The organism is Vreelandella sulfidaeris Esulfide1 (assembly GCF_054072535.1).
In genome coordinates this window covers 2,156,187-2,171,652 of the sequence record NZ_CM133364.1, presented here as the reverse complement: position 1 = coordinate 2,171,652, position 15,466 = coordinate 2,156,187, and the positions used below count along the sequence as shown (strand labels likewise).

Sequence of the window (15,466 nt, the reverse complement as noted above, 5' to 3'; positions counted from 1 at the left end):
CTCGGTATTTGAATTAAGCGTTGGCCGTTAGCGAACGCCGATGGTGACGTTGGCTTAAACGCGCCAATAAAACGCCCGGCACCAGTGCTACTGCAGCGAGGCCGATCAACTCCCACTGGCTCAATGGCACCATGCCGCCGCCAGGCAGGGCCAACAATAGGCCCGCGATCAATACGAGGGCACGAATAACGATCTCCTGCAGAGCGCCATAGCCCAGCCGGCCTACGCCCATCAGGTAGCCTTGCATCGCTGAGGCAAACAGAATGATGCCGATGATTGCCTGAATAAATACGGCGATGATCATCAGCGGTGCGCCCTGCATAATTAAGGCTGGATTCAAGACGAACAGGAAAGGGATGAAATATATAACGCTGCCCAGGCGCATGGCCTGTAGGCCGGTTTCCATGGGGCGGGCGCCGGCCACAGTAGCAGCGGCAAAAGCACCCAGTGCCACCGGTGGGGTAATAAAGCTCAGCATGCCCCAGTAGAGAATGAACATGTGCACGGCCATGGGATCCAGGCCGCCGCCTTGAATCAGGGCGGGTGCCAACGCCACTGCCAGGAAGATATAGGCAGCGGTTACGGTCATGCCAATGCCTAGTACGAAACTGGTCACCGCCCCCATGATCAGCAGCAGGGGCACGCTACCACCGGCGATATTGATAAAGTCGTTGGCGATGGTGCCGGAAAGGCCAGTCATGGAGAGTGCGCCTACCAACATGCCCACACCTGCCAAAATCGCGATGAGTTCGGCGAACAGTTTGGCTGCTGAAGAGAGCGTATCGGATACGTCCTTCCAGCCCCAGCGGTTATGCTTGGAAAGTTGGTTGAGCACCAATAGCAAGGCGGTAGCATAGAAGGGCGCCACCGCTTCGCGTTGCATAATTAGCAGCATCCACACCAGTAGTGCGAAGACAAAGATAAAGTACCAGCCTTCTTTCAGGGTTTGCTTCAGCGAGGGCAACTCAATAGCCGGTAGGCCTTTAATATCATGACGTGCTGCGTAAGCATCTATTTGGATAAACAGACCTAAGAAATACAGGATCGAGGGAATCACCGCGGCAAGGGCGACCGCCGAATAAGGAATATCCAGGAACATTGCCATTACAAAGGCGGTGGCCCCCATCACAGGGGGCATTAACACACCGCCCGTCGAGGCACAGGCTTCCACACCGCCCGCAAAAGAGCGGCTCATGCCAATGCGGCGCATGGCGGGGATGGATAGAACACCGGTAGTCAACACGTTACTGATGACACTGCCGCTCATGGAGCCCATCAGGCCGCTGGAGAAAATTGATACCTTGGCTGGGCCGCCGCGTACATGACCAAGCAATGCAAAAGCGAGATTAATAAAAAACTTGCCGCCGCCGCTTTTTTGCAGCACGACACCAAAAACCAAAAAGCCGATGACCAAGCCTGCAAACGCCTGTAGGGGTACCCCCATGATGCTTTCAGTGCTCATGGTGTGGTACATGGCCGTTTGTTCCAGGGTGGAAGGAAACGCCTGGATTGGGCCGGGGACGATGTCGGCCACCAGCGGATAAAGGGAGAATACACCGGCAATGATCGCAATCGGTAAACCACCTGCCCGTCGCGCTGCTTCGATAATCAGCAGCCAATAGGCATAGCTGGCATAAATAGCTATCTCCGGGGCAGAAAAAGCCCAGCCGCGCTCCAGAATGGGCACTGCGTTGTAGACGAAGTAACCGCCCACGAGCAAGGTGGCCGCGCTGAGCAGATAGTCATACCAGGGAATAGGCTGCTCTTGCTGGCGACTGCGCATCGGCCAGAGCAGAAAAACCAACGGGAGTAGCAGTGCGACAACCGCGTAGTAGAACTGCGTTTCCAGACCCGTTACAAAGGTTAACAAGCCCATATTGAACAAGTAATCCAGCGTCATCAGCATCAAAATGACGGTGACAGTGGCTGGAACCCAGCGCAGCGCAGCCGGTAGCTCACGAATTTGGCTGATTTTTTCTTTAACCTGCTGATTATTGGCAGGTGGGGTATCGGTTGTCATAGGGCGTTCCGTCAATCAGCAGGGGCGGCGGACGCCGCCCCGTGGCGTGTTACTCAAAGATTGGTTCGAAGTCGGCGTTGGCTAACGCGGTGGCACGAGCTTCCATCCATTCGGCAGTAAAGGCCTCATCATCGCTGGGTGCGTCTTGCATAAAGCTCTCCCAGGCAGTTAACAGCACGTTCTGGCGTTCGACGAGATTGTCCTGATGTGCCTGCATGTCGTCAGTCCATACGCCGATCTCTTTGTAGTACTCCACGACTGCATCGTGAAACGGCACTACCCATTGCAGGTCTTGTTGTTCTAATGCATAGCCTAATGCGCCGGGGGCATTGTCTTTATAGTCGTCAAAGTTCTCTTGCATCGCTTTGATCAGACCATAGGCCACGTTGTCATCCAGGTCTTGATTGGCGACTACGATAGGGTACGGATAGCTGGCGCTGGGAACTGGGTTATCGGCGCTGATACCGCCCGCGCCCGCGGTGACTTCGTGGGGGCGGAAGTAGGGCGCAACGGCGGCCATACGCTCCCAGCCTGCCTCGTCGTTAGGGTCCAGCACTGGCCAACTAATGCCCCGTGGGCTGCTGGCAAGCTGTTGGGCGGGTGGGGTGACGGTGGTGGTAAAGGAGGCATCTACATCGCCTGCGATAATGCCGTCAAAAGAGCGTCCGTAGCCGGGGTAATCAACCCGCTCGACGTCGTCCCAAGTGAGGCCACCAAAGGCAAGATACGCTTCGGTGCCCTTATTGAGCGCATCGTCGCCGCGAATATAGGCAATGCGTTTGCCCGCTAAATCGGCGGGGGTTTCAACGTCTAAATCGCCCGCTACCGCAAGCGATAAACCAAAAGAAGCGGTGGACGTGGTAATGACGCGTAGTGGCTGAGGGCCCCAGTCACGGTCAGCAAACATCATCACACCTTCAGCACCGTAGTAGCTCGCAATGCCACAAGCGCAAAGGTCGACACGGCCCTGCTTAAGCGGTGTCATGCGGGATACATCGTTATCACCTGGAAGAATTCGTACCGATGAATCGTATTTGTTCTGCAACATATTACCGATGGCCACAGCCTGAGCGTAGCCGCTCGAGTTGGTGCCGTAGGCTGTCCAAGCCATGGTATTAGGTAGTTCAACCTCACTGGCGTGACTAACCGCTGCGCCAAGTAATGATAGAGGCAGGGCGGCAATCAGTAGTCGATGAGCAAATGGGCGCATTGTGATGCTCCTTTATTGTGGTTGTGATTAGATTGGTAGTTAAGTTCTGTATTGATAGTTACGTTCTGTTACTTTGTGTTTTGCTATGCGGTATGCCGTTTTGCTAAGTGGTCGGTTGATAGTAGAGAAGCCGTTGGGTAGCTGTCAATGCTGTTATTAGTGCCTGCTCTTTTTAGTCAGCGATAGGCACAAAAAAGCCAGGCAATTGCCTGGCTTTTCAAACGTTTGCTGATTTATTCCGCTAGGAAAATTCGCGCCAGGCGGCGTAGGTGCTGAGAAAAACACGCCCGGTTAGCGCATCCAAAAAATCGCTCTTTTTGAGCTGATCCATTACTGGCCCTTTTACTTCGGATAAATGAAGCTTTACTTCAGAGTCCTTTAAACGGGCGTTGATGGCATCCAGGCTTTCTAGCGCTGAAGCATCGATCAGATTGACCGCCGAGCAGATCAACACAACGTGCTCAAGCTCAGGGTGGCTCGCGACTAGGTTATAAACGGTGTCTTCTAAATAGCGGGCATTGGCAAAATAAAGGCTTTCATCAATCCGCAGTAGTGCCACAGTACTGACCGTTTCGACATCGTGCCGGGTAGTGTTTCTAAAGTGCTCGGTACCAGGGACGCGTCCCACCAAGGCACTATGGGGTCGGCTGGTGCGGTATAAAAACAGCGCAATCGAGAGAGTGACACCGCTGAGGATGCCTGCTTCTACGCCTTCGATCAGTGTGAGCAGAATCGTCACTGCCATGGCAGCAAAATCACTACGTGAATAGCGCCAGGTTTGGCGCAGCATGGGGATATCGACGAGCGTCAAAATCGACACAGTAATCGTCGCGGCCAGCGTTGCGATAGGCAAATAGTAAAGCCAACCGGTGAAAGACATTGTCACCAACGCGATTCCCAATGCCGCAAAGGCACCGGCAGCTGGCGTTTGTGCCCCCGCGTCGTAATTGATGACCGTGCGTGATAAACCGCCAGTTACCGGCATGCCGCTAGAAAAACCGGCTGCCAAGTTGCTGACGCCTAAGCCAACTAATTCTTGATTGGGGGAGATGCGCTGACGCCTTTTTGCGGCCAGCATTTGACCCATGGAGACCGACTCTACAAAGCCTACCAAGCTAATCAATAGCGCTGGGATCAATAGTGATCGCCATAGTGAATAGTCTCCCCAGGGCAAGCTCAGCGCGGGGAGACCGCCAGGTATCTGACCCACCACATCGACGCCCTTATCAGCCAGTTGCCAGTGCCAGGTCACCAGAGACGTAATGACCACCGCAAAGACAGGGCCGGCTTTTGCAACCAAGTCAGCCAGGGGCAAGGGAAAGCCCACTTTGTTTAGGGTGGCTTTGCCATGGCGACGCAGCGCAATTAAAAACACCAGAGTGCCACCGCCGATCGATAAGGTGGCGATATTGAAGGACGCTAAGTTAGGCACCAAAGTGACAAGGCGCTCAATTAAAGTAAAGCCACTACTTTCGACCCCCAGCAAACTACCCAGCTGACTGGCCGCAATCAAAATACCTGAAGCCGTCAAGAATCCAGAGATAACCGGATGGCTTAAAAAGTTGCTGAAAAAGCCCATTTTCAGCAAGCCCATTGCCACTAACATCCCGCCGGAAAGCAGTGAAAGAATGAGCGCTGCCTGTAAATACGTCTCCGTCCCGGTTGCTGCGATCGACGATAATGCCGCACCCGTCATCAACGCGATAATGGCCACCGGTCCGACCGCCAGCGTTTTGCTGGTGCCAAACAGGGTATAAACCAGTTGTGGCAATATGCTGGCGTACAAGCCAACCACCGCCGGTAGCCCGGCTAACAGCGCATAGGCGAGCGATTGGGGGATGACCATCACGGTGACGATCAGCCCCGCCAAGAGATCGGCCCCCAGCAGTCGCTTATGGTAGTGGGGGAGCCATGTCAGGATTGGCAAATAGCGCTTAAGCATGAATACCAGGTAGTTTGGAGGTAGCAGATAAAAGAGGGTAAGGGATATTTCATTTAGTGTCAGTGCTTATATTCATTTGTTCTTCAGCAACCCAACGAAAGCTAAACGATTATAAGCTTTTTCTCTCCCCCCAAAGTGTTACTTCTTTCATTAGCGTAACCCGGTAAGCTTAGGCACAAAGGAGAGTTAAAACTCCTTATGTAGGGTGTTGGATACTCAATAACGTTAATAAAAGAGTACTGCTCATGCGCTTACTGCGATTGTTGGTACCAGTGCTACTCATGGCGCTGTCAATAGGGCTTGCCGCTCAAGGCGGCATTTGGGGTTACCTAGCGCTTCTTTTTGCCTTATTAGCAGGGGGGGCTTTTTTACTATCTGCGCTGGAGGGCGTCTACCGCGCCGATCAACGCCAGTTAGAACAGCGTAACCGCGGAGTAAAACCACTGCGGGATTATCGCTCATTACGCGCCATGGCCTACCGTTTGATGAATCGGGCCAGCAGCACCGCGATTGCCTCTGCCGAAGTCTCCCACTATGCCGATCTGATGGATCAGCGCCTGACCCATCAAGAAACCATGGCCCGCGAGGCAGCATCGAGTATGACCGCCATTAATGCCGCGATTATGCAGGTCAGTGCCAGTGCCAGTCAGGTAGCTGCGCTCGCAGAAAGCGCACGGGAAGCCAGCCATCATAACCATGCCGAACTGGACGATATCATTCAGGATATGACCGATGTGGCCGAGCGCTCCAACCAAGCGCTGGATATGTTGACCGCGTTGAACGATAAAATTGAACGCGTGCGTAGCGTCACCTCAATGATTGAAGACATCGCTGAGCAGACGCACTTGCTATCGCTCAATGCGTCAATTGAAGCGGCGCGCGCAGGTGAGCATGGCCGAGGATTTGCGGTTGTTGCAGGTGAAGTGCGCAACCTGGCGCTAAAAACCTCTACAGCGACGCAGAGCGTTGATGAGTTGGTGAAGGACATGCATGAGAGCGGTCAGTCGGTGGCCGATACCATGGGACATTTAATGTCCCGTATCAGCGAGCGTTCCAAGGGGTTGCAGCGGGTAGGCAGCAGCCTGGGTACGATGACCCAGGAGTTTGACCAAGTACAAAGTGAAATAACACGCGTCGCCGATGCCATGCAGAATACCCGTCAACATAGTCAAACTGTGGCGGACAGTCTCAGCCAGTTGGAAGATGACGTTGATGAAGGCAACCGTAATATGCATGATTTGGCCGGGCAGGCTAGGGCGCTAATGGAAGCGGCTGAAGGGGTTGATGGCGAACTTGCCCAGCAGCATTTGGAGGGACGTCACCAGCAGGTATTCCGTGCCGCGCGGTCAACCGCAGACAGGTTGAGCAAGTTGCTGGAAAAAGCTATTGCCAGCGGTGAGCTTTCAGAAACCAAGCTATTCCAGCCCCATTATGAGCAGATACCAGGTACCCAGCCACCGCTCTATAAAACCGGGTTCGATACCTTCACTGACAAACATTTGCCTAATTTGCAGGAGCCGTTGCTGAAACAACTGGGGTTAAGTTACGCCATTGCCTGTGATCGTAAAGGCTATGTGCCGACGCATAACCAGGCGGTGAGCCGGGCGCCTATCGGTGAGTATGAGCACGACTTGAAATTTTGCCGTAGCAAACGGATTTTCGATGACCCAACCGGCAGCCGCTGTGGCGCTCACGAAAAACCGCTGTTATTGCAAACCTATAAACGCGATACCGGCGAAATCATGCACGATCTTTCTGTGCCCGTATATGTACTGGGTAAGCATTGGGGTGGCTTTCGTGTTGGTTACCAGCCCGAACGGGATACTACCTCGGCGCCTAAACTGAAATCAGCCGCCGTTGTTGAGACTAATGCGAATACATTACCACCGCTTGCATTAACTAGCCGTCGTGTAGCGGGGGCGTGACTGCCACGTTGACCAAGAGTAGAGCGCGAGCCCGCTCCAGATAAGTACAAAGGTTGCCAGCTGGATAACCCCCAAGGGCTCGCCGAATACGGTTAACGCAATCAGAAACTGAATACTGGGATTGATGTACATCAAAAAACCCAAGGTCGCCAAACGCAACCGGCGGGCGGCGCCTGCAAAGGCCATCAGAGGTAACGCCGTCAAAGCGCCACTGGCGATGAGCAGGCTAGTGGTTGATGCGCTTTGTAAAAATTGTGAGCTGTTATTCCAGCTTAGCCAGGTTAAGGCGATTAGAGCGAGAGGCAGTAAGAGCAGTGTTTCCACAAATAGCCCTGATAAGCCGTCTAACGGCACCTGCTTACGAAATAGGCCATAACTGCCGAAACTAAGTGCTAGCAATAAACTAATCCAGGGCAGTTCGCCCAGCATTACAAACTGAGCGGCAATGGCGATACTGGCCAAACCTAGCGCTACCAATTGAAGCTTTGCCATCACTTCGCGAAGAACGAGCATGCCGAGCGCAACGTTTACCAACGGGGTTAAGAAGTAACCCAAACTTGCCTGTAATACCTGTTTAGACTCCACCGCATAAATATACAGTCCCCAGTTAAAGGCAATTAATAGCGCACAGGCCAACACCCGGCCAAGCCGCTTGGGCTCGCCCAGCGCCGCCACAACCGGTGACCAACGGCGCAACAGGGTGATTAAACCCACTAAAAAAAGGCACGCCCAGATAATACGGTGAATTAATATTTCAAAAGCGGGAACGCCGTCAAACAACGCGAAAAAGAGGGGGAAACACCCCCACATGGTATAGGCGGTAAGCCCAAACATAACGCCTTTGACTGCTTCAGGATCGCGTGTTGGAGTAGGAAGCATAGCAGCCTCATTATTTAAAGATGCTAATCTAGCATAAACGTTGCCATGAGACTGACGAAATGGAGGTGTTAAATGAGTCAACTCAGAAGCACTCTAGTGCAGTGCGATCTGCGCTGGGAGGATCCGTCGGCCAATCACGCTCATCTTGAGCAGTTGCTGGGTGAGTTGGACAGCCGCGATACGGATCTCATTGTATTGCCAGAAATGTTTGCCACTGGTTTTACCATGAATTCCCGTGAAATGGCTCAGCCGATGGCAGAGAGCCAAAGCGTCGCTTGGCTGCTGGCCCAGGCGAAGGCGCGTAACTGCGTGATGACCGGCAGTGTGGCGATCGAAGAAAACGGAGAGTTCTACAACCGCTTGATCTGGGCGACACCAGAGGGGGAGTTAACCCACTACGATAAGCGCCATCTATTCCGTATGGCCGGTGAGCACGAGCGCTACGGAATGGGCAGCGAGCGCAAAATTGTTGAGCTTAACGGCATTAAGCTGCTGCTGAGTGTTTGCTATGATCTGCGTTTCCCAGTGTGGATGCGTCAGCAGCCAGCAGAAGGTGAGCATTTCGAGTATGATGCGCTGCTATGTATCGCCAATTGGCCAGCACCGCGGCGCCACCCTTGGCGCACGTTGTTGCAAGCTCGCGCGGTAGAAAACCTAAGCTATGTGATTGGTGTTAACCGCGTTGGAGAGGATGCCAAAGGACTTGCCTATAGCGGTGACTCCTTATTGGTCGACTTCAAAGGCGAACCGCTGATTGATCAACCTGCCCATACCCCGTTTATAGAAACGGGCACGCTGGATAAAACTGCCCTTGATGCTTTTCGTGAAAAATTTCCTGCCTGGCAAGATGCCGACCATTTTAAGCTATTGCCAGGAGTGGGTTAATGATGCGCCTTGATCGCTTTCTAAGTGAAACCTCACCGTTAACCCGCAGCCTCGCTAAGCGAGCGCTAAAAAACGGCGAAGTTACTCTCAATGGAGAGCCGATCAAGCAGTCGGCGACCCAAATCGATACTGATAATGATGTGGTCGTTCTCAACGGCGAACGGTTGGCGTTGGTAGGGTTGCGCTACATTATGCTGCATAAGCCTGTTGACGTTGAATGCAACGCTCGCCGCGGGCTCTACCAGCGGGCGATTGATCTTATCGACCTGCCGAAAGCCGATCGACTACAGCCGGTAGGGCGTTTAGATGTGGATACCACAGGACTGTTGCTGTTAACCGATGACGGACAGTGGTCGCATCGCGTTACGTCACCACGCCACCGCTGCGCCAAGGTTTATATCGCTGAACTTGCGGAGCCGATGGAAGGCGCATCGGCAGAGTGGGCGATTGGCCAAGTGGCCGATGGCCTGATGTTGGATGGGGAGGAGACTCCGACACAGCCTGCCACGCTGCGGCTGCTGTCGCCTACCCAGGCGGAGCTGACGATTACCGAAGGGCGCTACCACCAAGTGAAGCGTATGTTTGCCGCCTTAGGTAATCACGTGAACTCATTGCACCGCAGCTCCATCGGTGAGTTAGCGCTGGATGAAAACCTGGCCCCCGGCGAGTGGCGCGAGCTGACTGCCGACGAAATCGCGCTTTTCTGAGTCCTAGCCTAAGTTCTTTATTAGCCGCTTCCCAAAAGGTAAGCGGCTTTGTTTTTTCAGAACATTTATACCGTTATCTTAGTTTTGTCAGCAACAATATCCAGTATCGTGGCTTAATAAAGTTAGTAAATCAGAGCTAATGAGTCCGAGTCAGTGAGTCAGGTGTGCAGCGGAAATCAGCGCTTGGGTATAAGCGTGTTTGGGCGCAGAAAGCACATCCAGGCAGGCGCCTTGTTCGACCACTTCGCCATCTTTGAGCACCATAATGCGATGTGCCATGGCGCGAATAACGGCTAAATCATGGCTAATGAACAGATAGCTCAGTTGCCTGCGGGCCTGAAGGTCACGTAGCAGAGTAACAAGCTGCTTCTGCACTGTACGGTCTAACGCTGAAGTGGGTTCATCAAGTACCAGTAGCTCTGGCTCTAGAATGATCGCCCTGGCCACGGCTATACGCTGGCGCTGACCGCCGGAAAACTCATGCGGGTAGCGCGCAGCGCAGCTCTCGGGTAAACCGACTTCGTGTAACGTTTGATTGACCCGCTGGATGACTTCGTCATTCGTTAGGTGCGGATAATGAAAGCGCAGCCCCTCGCTGACAATATCGAATACCGGCATACGTGGTGAAAGGGCGCCGTAGGGGTCCTGAAACACCATCTGCAAACGGTGTCGCTGGCGACGTAAATCATCGCCTTTTAGGTTGCTTAACGTGTCACTGCCCAGGGTGATATCGCCTTGGCTGCTAACCAGTCGCATGACGGCCGAGGCCAGCGTGGTTTTTCCAGACCCGGATTCACCCACAATACCAAGCGTTTCCCCAGGTGCGATATGAAAATCGGTGGGGTGAACCGCCACAAAGGCGGGCGGTTGGCGCTTGAACAAGCCGGTCTTGGGGCGCTTGAAGCTTACACTTAACTGGCGGGCCGTTAACAACGGCGGCGCTTGTTCGATCGCCTGAGGCCTGCCCTCCGGTTCGGCGGCAAGCAGCGCTTTAGTGTAATCGCTTTGCGGGTTCTGAAAGACCTGCTCCACTGGGCCGATTTCCTGAATTCGGCCCTGATACATGACACAAATGCGATCGGCATGCCGACGTACCAGGTTTAAATCATGGCTGATAAACAGCATACCCATGCCATGGTGATCGCGTAGTTCACGCAGCAGGGCGAGAATCTCTTGCTGTACCGTGACGTCCAGCGCGGTGGTGGGTTCATCGGCAATAAGCAGTGACGGGTTGTTGGCAATCGCCATGGCAATCATCACCCGTTGGCGCTGCCCACCCGATAGCTGATGGGGCCAGGCATTAAGTAGCTCGTCTGCACGCGGCAGTTTTACCTGCTCAAGCAGGGCCTTGCTGCGTTGACGGGCGGCTTGGCCGCGCAAACCCTGATGTAAGCGCAATGCCTCACCGATCTGCTTACCAACTCGATGGAGCGGGTTGAGCGAGGTCATTGGTTCTTGAAAAATAAACCCAACCCTGTTGCCGCGTATCCCGTTCCACTGGGCCTGGGTTAAGCTCGCCAGATTGGTATCTCCCAGCCAGCGTTCGCCTTGAATAGAAGCATTGCTGGGCAGCAGGTTGACCATGCCCAACGCGGATACTGATTTGCCCGAGCCCGACTCACCAACGATCGCCAGGGTTTCACCTGCATGGAGGGTGAGTGAGAGTGAGTGCACCACTGGGGTACCATCAAAGGAGACGTTCAGGTTTTCAATGTGCAAAAGCGGTTCAGGCATGCTGGGCCTCCTGGGCAGGGTCTGCTTGGCGCTGTTGCACGTGGCGGGGGTCAAAGGCATCGCGCAGCCCTTCGCCAATGAACACTAACAGCGAAAGCATGATCGCCAGGGTCATAAACGCCGTGATGCCCAGCCAAGGGGCATGAAGATTGTTTTTACCTTGTGCCGCAAGCTCACCCAGTGAGGGGGCGCCGGGAGGCAGGCCGAAACCGAGGAAGTCCAGCGCGGTCAGGGTGCCAATAGCGCCGGTAAACAGAAACGGAATAAACGTCAGCGTCGCGACCATCGCGTTAGGCAGCACGTGGCGCCACATGATCAGGCGCGAGGGCAAGCCCATCGCTTTGGCGGCACGCACATACTCAAGGTTGCGCGCGCGCAGGAATTCGGCGCGCACGATATCGACTAGGCCAAGCCAGGAGAAGAGCAGCATAATGCCTAGCAGCCACCAAAAGCCTGGCTGAACAAAGCTGGCTAAAATAATTAGCAGGAACAGTACCGGCAGACCCGACCAGATTTCGGTAATCCGTTGGCCGATCAGATCAATCTTACCGCCGAAGTAACCCTGTATACCGCCGACTACGACTCCGATCACCAACGATCCAGCAGTGAGCACTAGCGCAAAAGCGACCGAGAGGCGAAACCCATAAATCACCCGTGCTAACACATCCCGTCCCTGGTCATCGGTGCCCAGCCAATGGCGGCTATCCGGTGGCGCTGGCGAAGGGCGCGTCATGTTCATATCCAATGTTTGGTATGAAAACGGAATGGCGGGCCAGAGTGCCCAGCCGTGCTCTTTGATCTGCTGCTGAATAAAGGGGTCCAGATAATCGGTACGCGTAGGTAGAAAACCATCGAACTCAGTTTCGGGGTAATCCACCAGCATCGGGATGTACCATTGACCGTCGTACTGCATGATGATGGGCTTATCGTTGGCGATCAGTTCGGCAAATAGGCTGACGATAAACAGCGTGGCAAATAGCCAAAGTGAGACGCGAGCCCGTCGGTTGGCTTTAAAGGCTGCCAGTCGACGGCGAGTAATAGGCGATAAACGGGAGGAAAGAGAGACCATTATCAAGACTCCCGGGTCGAAAAGTCGATACGTGGGTCAACCCACACATAGGTCAAATCGGAAATAAGTTTGAGGATTAAGCCGATCACGGTATACAGGAAGAGGGTGCCGAATATCACCGGATAATCCCGCTGCATGACCGCCTCAAAGCCGAGTAGACCCAGCCCATCGAGGGAGAAGATAACTTCTATCAACAGCGCGCCGGTAAAGAAAATACCGATCATGGCGGCAGGCAGGCCAGCGATGATAATCAGCATGGCGTTACGGAACACATGGCCATAGAGCACGCGCCGCTCGTCGGCGCCTTTGGCGCGAGCGGTAATGACATACTGCTTGTGAATCTCATCAAGAAAGCTGTTTTTGGTCAGCATGGTGAGTGTTGCAAAGCTGCCAATCGCGGCGGCGATGACCGGCAGCGTGATATGCCAGAAGTAGTCCTTGACCTTGCCCCAGCTCGAAAGCTGATCGAAGTCAGGCGACGTTAAGCCGCGAAGTGGGAACAGATCCCAGTAGGTTCCCCCGGCAAATAGCACGATCAGCAAAATCGCAAACAAAAAGCCAGGAATGGCGTAGCCAACGATGACTAACCCCGACGACCAGACGTCAAAGCGAGAGCCGTGGCGCAGCGCTTTCTTGATACCTAACGGGATCGAGATTAAATAGACCAGAAGCGTGGTCCATAAGCCAAGCGAAATAGAAACGGGCAACCGCTCAATCATTAATTCAGTTACCGGGCGGTCACGAAAAAAACTGGTGCCGAAATCGAGAGTTAGATAGTCAGCCATCATGCCGATGAAGCGCTCGTGTGCAGGCTTATCAAAGCCAAACTGCTGTTCCAACTGTTCGATAAAGCGCGGATCGACACCTCGGGCTCCACGCGAATCATCACTGACCTGAACGTCGGCGCCCCCCATATCCAAGCGGGTGCTGGCCATGGCATCGGCGCCTTCAAAACGCGCTAACATCTGATCAATCGGCCCGCCAGGCGCCGCTTGAACAATAATGAAATTGAGTAGCATGATCCCGAATAGGGTAGGAATCATGAGCAGCAATCGGCGTAGGGTATAGCGTGCCACAGAGCACTCCATAGTTCTTGTGGTTTAAGCCGTTGAGAATAAACCGTTGCGATTAAGCCAGTGAAATAGAGCAGATTTAGCGGCGTCGAAGACGGCGCTGCAGCTCAGCTTCGCGTTCGGTATCGACCCACCATGCATCCAGATCCATGGCGTACTCTGGAAAGGGCTCGGGGTAACCAAATTTATCCCAGATAGCAATACGCGTTTCCCCAGAGTGGTAGTGGGGGATGACATAAAATCCCCAGCGCAACACCCGATCCAGCGCGCGCGTCGCAGTATCCAGTTCTTCGCGGTCACCGGCACTGATGATCTCTTCGACCAATGCATCAACCGCTGGGTGGGCGAGTGACATGCGATTACGGCTTTGCGGCGCCTCGGCAGCGGCACTGGTCCAGAAGTCGCGCTGCTCATTTCCTGGATTATTCGATTGAGGGAAATGACTAATCACTATGTCATAGTCATAATTTCGCTGTCGGTTTAAATACTGGTTGATATCAACGATACGCAGCGATGTCTGTACCCCCAGCCGGGCCATGTTGCGTAACATCGGCTGAACTACACGTTCAAGACCCGAGTCGTAAAGCAGTACCTCTAGGCTTAGCGGCTGGCCGGTTTGTTGATTAACCAGTATGCCGTCCTCAACGCGATAACCCGCTTCGCGCAGAAGATCCAGCGCCTTGCGCAGCCGCTCGCGCAGGTTGGTGGGCTGGTCAATGGGCAGTGGCTCGGTGAACAGCCGATCAGAACCGTGGGAGGCAACTAATTCATCTCTAAATGGCTCAAGCAGCGCCAACTCTTCCTCTGAAGGTAGCCCCGTGGCTTCCATTTCTGAGTTTTGAAAAAAGCTATCAGTGCGTTGGTAAGTATCGTAAAAAATATTGGTATTTAGCCAGGGGAAGTCGAAGGTAAGACTTAACGCTTCGCGTACTCGTGGGTCCTGGAACTTCTCTTTACGCAAGTTGAAGACAAATGCCTGCATCATGGAAGGGTTTACATCGGGTACCGTTAAGCGCTTCACTAAGCCCTCTTCATACGCGGGAAAATCATAGCCAATCGCCCAGGTCGCGGCGCGGGCGTCAGTACGAAAATCCGTTAGGCCAGCTTTAAACGCTTCCCAGGCAATATCGCGGTCACGATAGTAATCATAAATAACGCGATCAATATTGTAGCGGCCTACATTGACCGGTAAATTTTTCCCCCAATAATTCTCATCGCGTTGATAAACGATTCGTCGTCCTGGGTCTACTTCGCTGATCCGGTAAGGTCCGGAGCCCGGATGGGCTACTAGCGTGGGTGAGGTGAAGTCACGAGGTTCCCAGTAGTGGCGCGGGAGTATCGGCAATTGCGTAACAATTAACGGCAGCTCCCGTGACTCTGTGTCGTTAAAGGTAAAGCGGACTTGATGTTCATTGAGTGCAATAGCTTCATCTACGCCAGCGTAGTAGCTGGCATAAAAAGGGTTGCCTTCTTCGCGCAGTAGGTCAAGTGAAAACACGACGTCATAAGCGGTGACGGGTTCACCATCTTGAAAACGTGCTTCAGGACGCAAGTCGAACTCGATCCATTGGCGGTCAGGGTCTAGGCGCACTCCCTCCGCAAGCAACCCGTAGAGGCTGAATGGCTCATTGGGATTACTGGCCATTAAGGTGTCATAAATCTGCGAAATACCGGTGGCTGGCGTGCCGCGAATAATAAACGGGTTAGTTGAGTCATAGCTGCCACCCACGGCGGTATGAGTAATGGAGCCGCCTTTGGGAGCTTGGGGGTTTACATGAGGGAAATAGGGGAAGTCTTCAGGTAGCTCTGGGGTATCGTAAAGTGAGAGCCCGTGAACTGTCTCAACAGGCACTACGTTGTGAGCGTCGGTATTTAAATCACCCACAACGTTGTTGCTGGACGTACTGTTTGGCAAACCACTGTTAGTCGTTACCTCTGCAGCCAGTATGGGTACATATACTAGCAAGCTGCCAATGAGTAGAAGCGCTTTCGCAACAAACAGACCACGCGACATTGGTGACA

11 protein-coding genes are annotated in these 15,466 nt (G+C 53.7%); 3 read left to right on the top strand and 8 right to left on the bottom strand.

What is annotated here, in order from left to right; translation table 11 throughout:
- Nucleotides 1-13 precede the first annotated feature (13 nt).
- The 3 genes from ACW44H_RS10185 to ACW44H_RS10175 all read right to left on the bottom strand — a co-directional run bounded on the left by ACW44H_RS10185 (nucleotide 14) and on the right by ACW44H_RS10175 (nucleotide 5,172).
- Nucleotides 14-2,020 carry a TRAP transporter permease gene (locus ACW44H_RS10185; RefSeq protein ID WP_457504352.1) on the bottom strand — a complete coding sequence of 669 codons (2,007 nt, stop codon included), beginning with the start codon at nucleotides 2,018-2,020 and terminating at the stop codon, nucleotides 14-16.
- A gap of 49 nt (nucleotides 2,021-2,069) precedes the next feature.
- The gene (locus ACW44H_RS10180; protein ID WP_457504350.1) at nucleotides 2,070-3,230 is read right to left on the bottom strand and encodes a TAXI family TRAP transporter solute-binding subunit; all 1,161 of its coding nucleotides are present in this window, start codon (nucleotides 3,228-3,230) and stop codon (nucleotides 2,070-2,072) included.
- A gap of 241 nt (nucleotides 3,231-3,471) precedes the next feature.
- Nucleotides 3,472-5,172, bottom strand: coding sequence for a SulP family inorganic anion transporter (locus tag ACW44H_RS10175; protein WP_457504349.1), 1,701 nt, complete (start codon nucleotides 5,170-5,172; stop codon nucleotides 3,472-3,474).
- Nucleotides 5,173-5,417: 245 nt separating this feature from the next.
- Here ACW44H_RS10175 and ACW44H_RS10170 point away from each other — a divergent pair, with 245 nt between their 5' ends.
- On the top strand, nucleotides 5,418-7,097 hold the full coding sequence (locus ACW44H_RS10170) for a methyl-accepting chemotaxis protein (RefSeq protein WP_457504347.1): 1,680 nt from the start codon (nucleotides 5,418-5,420) through the stop codon (nucleotides 7,095-7,097).
- Here the strand turns inward: ACW44H_RS10170 and rarD are convergent.
- Complete coding sequence (gene rarD / locus ACW44H_RS10165; protein ID WP_457504345.1) at nucleotides 7,068-7,976, bottom strand: EamA family transporter RarD; 909 nt, start codon at nucleotides 7,974-7,976, stop codon at nucleotides 7,068-7,070. The genes ACW44H_RS10170 and rarD overlap by 30 nt on opposite strands.
- A 72-nt stretch (nucleotides 7,977-8,048) precedes the next feature.
- Between rarD and ACW44H_RS10160 the strand changes: the two genes are divergently transcribed.
- Both ACW44H_RS10160 and ACW44H_RS10155 read left to right on the top strand, forming a co-directional pair.
- On the top strand, nucleotides 8,049-8,861 hold the full coding sequence (locus tag ACW44H_RS10160; protein WP_457504344.1) for an amidohydrolase: 813 nt from the start codon (nucleotides 8,049-8,051) through the stop codon (nucleotides 8,859-8,861).
- Nucleotides 8,862-8,863: 2 nt separating this feature from the next.
- Nucleotides 8,864-9,568 (top strand): pseudouridine synthase, encoded by a 705-nt coding sequence (locus ACW44H_RS10155; RefSeq protein ID WP_113270734.1) that lies wholly within the window; start codon nucleotides 8,864-8,866, stop codon nucleotides 9,566-9,568.
- A gap of 150 nt (nucleotides 9,569-9,718) precedes the next feature.
- Here the strand turns inward: ACW44H_RS10155 and ACW44H_RS10150 are convergent, their stop codons facing one another.
- The 4 genes from ACW44H_RS10150 to ACW44H_RS10135 form a co-directional block, all read right to left on the bottom strand.
- Nucleotides 9,719-11,302, bottom strand: a complete 1,584-nt coding sequence (locus ACW44H_RS10150) for an ABC transporter ATP-binding protein (protein WP_457504343.1) — start codon at nucleotides 11,300-11,302, stop codon at nucleotides 9,719-9,721.
- Nucleotides 11,295-12,371, bottom strand: coding sequence for an ABC transporter permease (locus ACW44H_RS10145; protein WP_457504342.1), 1,077 nt, complete (start codon nucleotides 12,369-12,371; stop codon nucleotides 11,295-11,297). The genes ACW44H_RS10150 and ACW44H_RS10145 overlap by 8 nt, the downstream gene beginning before the upstream one ends.
- A 2-nt stretch (nucleotides 12,372-12,373) precedes the next feature.
- Nucleotides 12,374-13,447 (bottom strand): microcin C ABC transporter permease YejB, encoded by a 1,074-nt coding sequence (locus tag ACW44H_RS10140; protein WP_113270670.1) that lies wholly within the window; start codon nucleotides 13,445-13,447, stop codon nucleotides 12,374-12,376.
- A gap of 76 nt (nucleotides 13,448-13,523) precedes the next feature.
- Nucleotides 13,524-15,458: an extracellular solute-binding protein gene (locus tag ACW44H_RS10135; protein WP_457504340.1), complete on the bottom strand. Its 1,935-nt coding sequence runs from the start codon at nucleotides 15,456-15,458 to the stop codon at nucleotides 13,524-13,526.
- Nucleotides 15,459-15,466 lie beyond the last annotated feature (8 nt).

What these genes read in the sequence shown, in the direction of transcription:
- ACW44H_RS10155 (WP_113270734.1), top strand. Translation starts at nt 8,864, where the DNA reads ATGCGCCTTGATCGCTTTCTAAGTGAAACCTCACCGTTAACCCGCAGC.
- ACW44H_RS10170 (WP_457504347.1), top strand. Translation starts at nt 5,418, where the DNA reads ATGCGCTTACTGCGATTGTTGGTACCAGTGCTACTCATGGCGCTGTCA.
- rarD (WP_457504345.1), bottom strand. Translation starts at nt 7,976, where the DNA reads ATGCTTCCTACTCCAACACGCGATCCTGAAGCAGTCAAAGGCGTTATG.
- ACW44H_RS10185 (WP_457504352.1), bottom strand. Translation starts at nt 2,020, where the DNA reads ATGACAACCGATACCCCACCTGCCAATAATCAGCAGGTTAAAGAAAAA.
- ACW44H_RS10180 (WP_457504350.1), bottom strand. Translation starts at nt 3,230, where the DNA reads ATGCGCCCATTTGCTCATCGACTACTGATTGCCGCCCTGCCTCTATCA.
- ACW44H_RS10175 (WP_457504349.1), bottom strand. Translation starts at nt 5,172, where the DNA reads ATGCTTAAGCGCTATTTGCCAATCCTGACATGGCTCCCCCACTACCAT.
- ACW44H_RS10150 (WP_457504343.1), bottom strand. Translation starts at nt 11,302, where the DNA reads ATGCCTGAACCGCTTTTGCACATTGAAAACCTGAACGTCTCCTTTGAT.
- ACW44H_RS10135 (WP_457504340.1), bottom strand. Translation starts at nt 15,458, where the DNA reads ATGTCGCGTGGTCTGTTTGTTGCGAAAGCGCTTCTACTCATTGGCAGC.
- ACW44H_RS10160 (WP_457504344.1), top strand. Translation starts at nt 8,049, where the DNA reads ATGAGTCAACTCAGAAGCACTCTAGTGCAGTGCGATCTGCGCTGGGAG.
- ACW44H_RS10145 (WP_457504342.1), bottom strand. Translation starts at nt 12,371, where the DNA reads ATGGTCTCTCTTTCCTCCCGTTTATCGCCTATTACTCGCCGTCGACTG.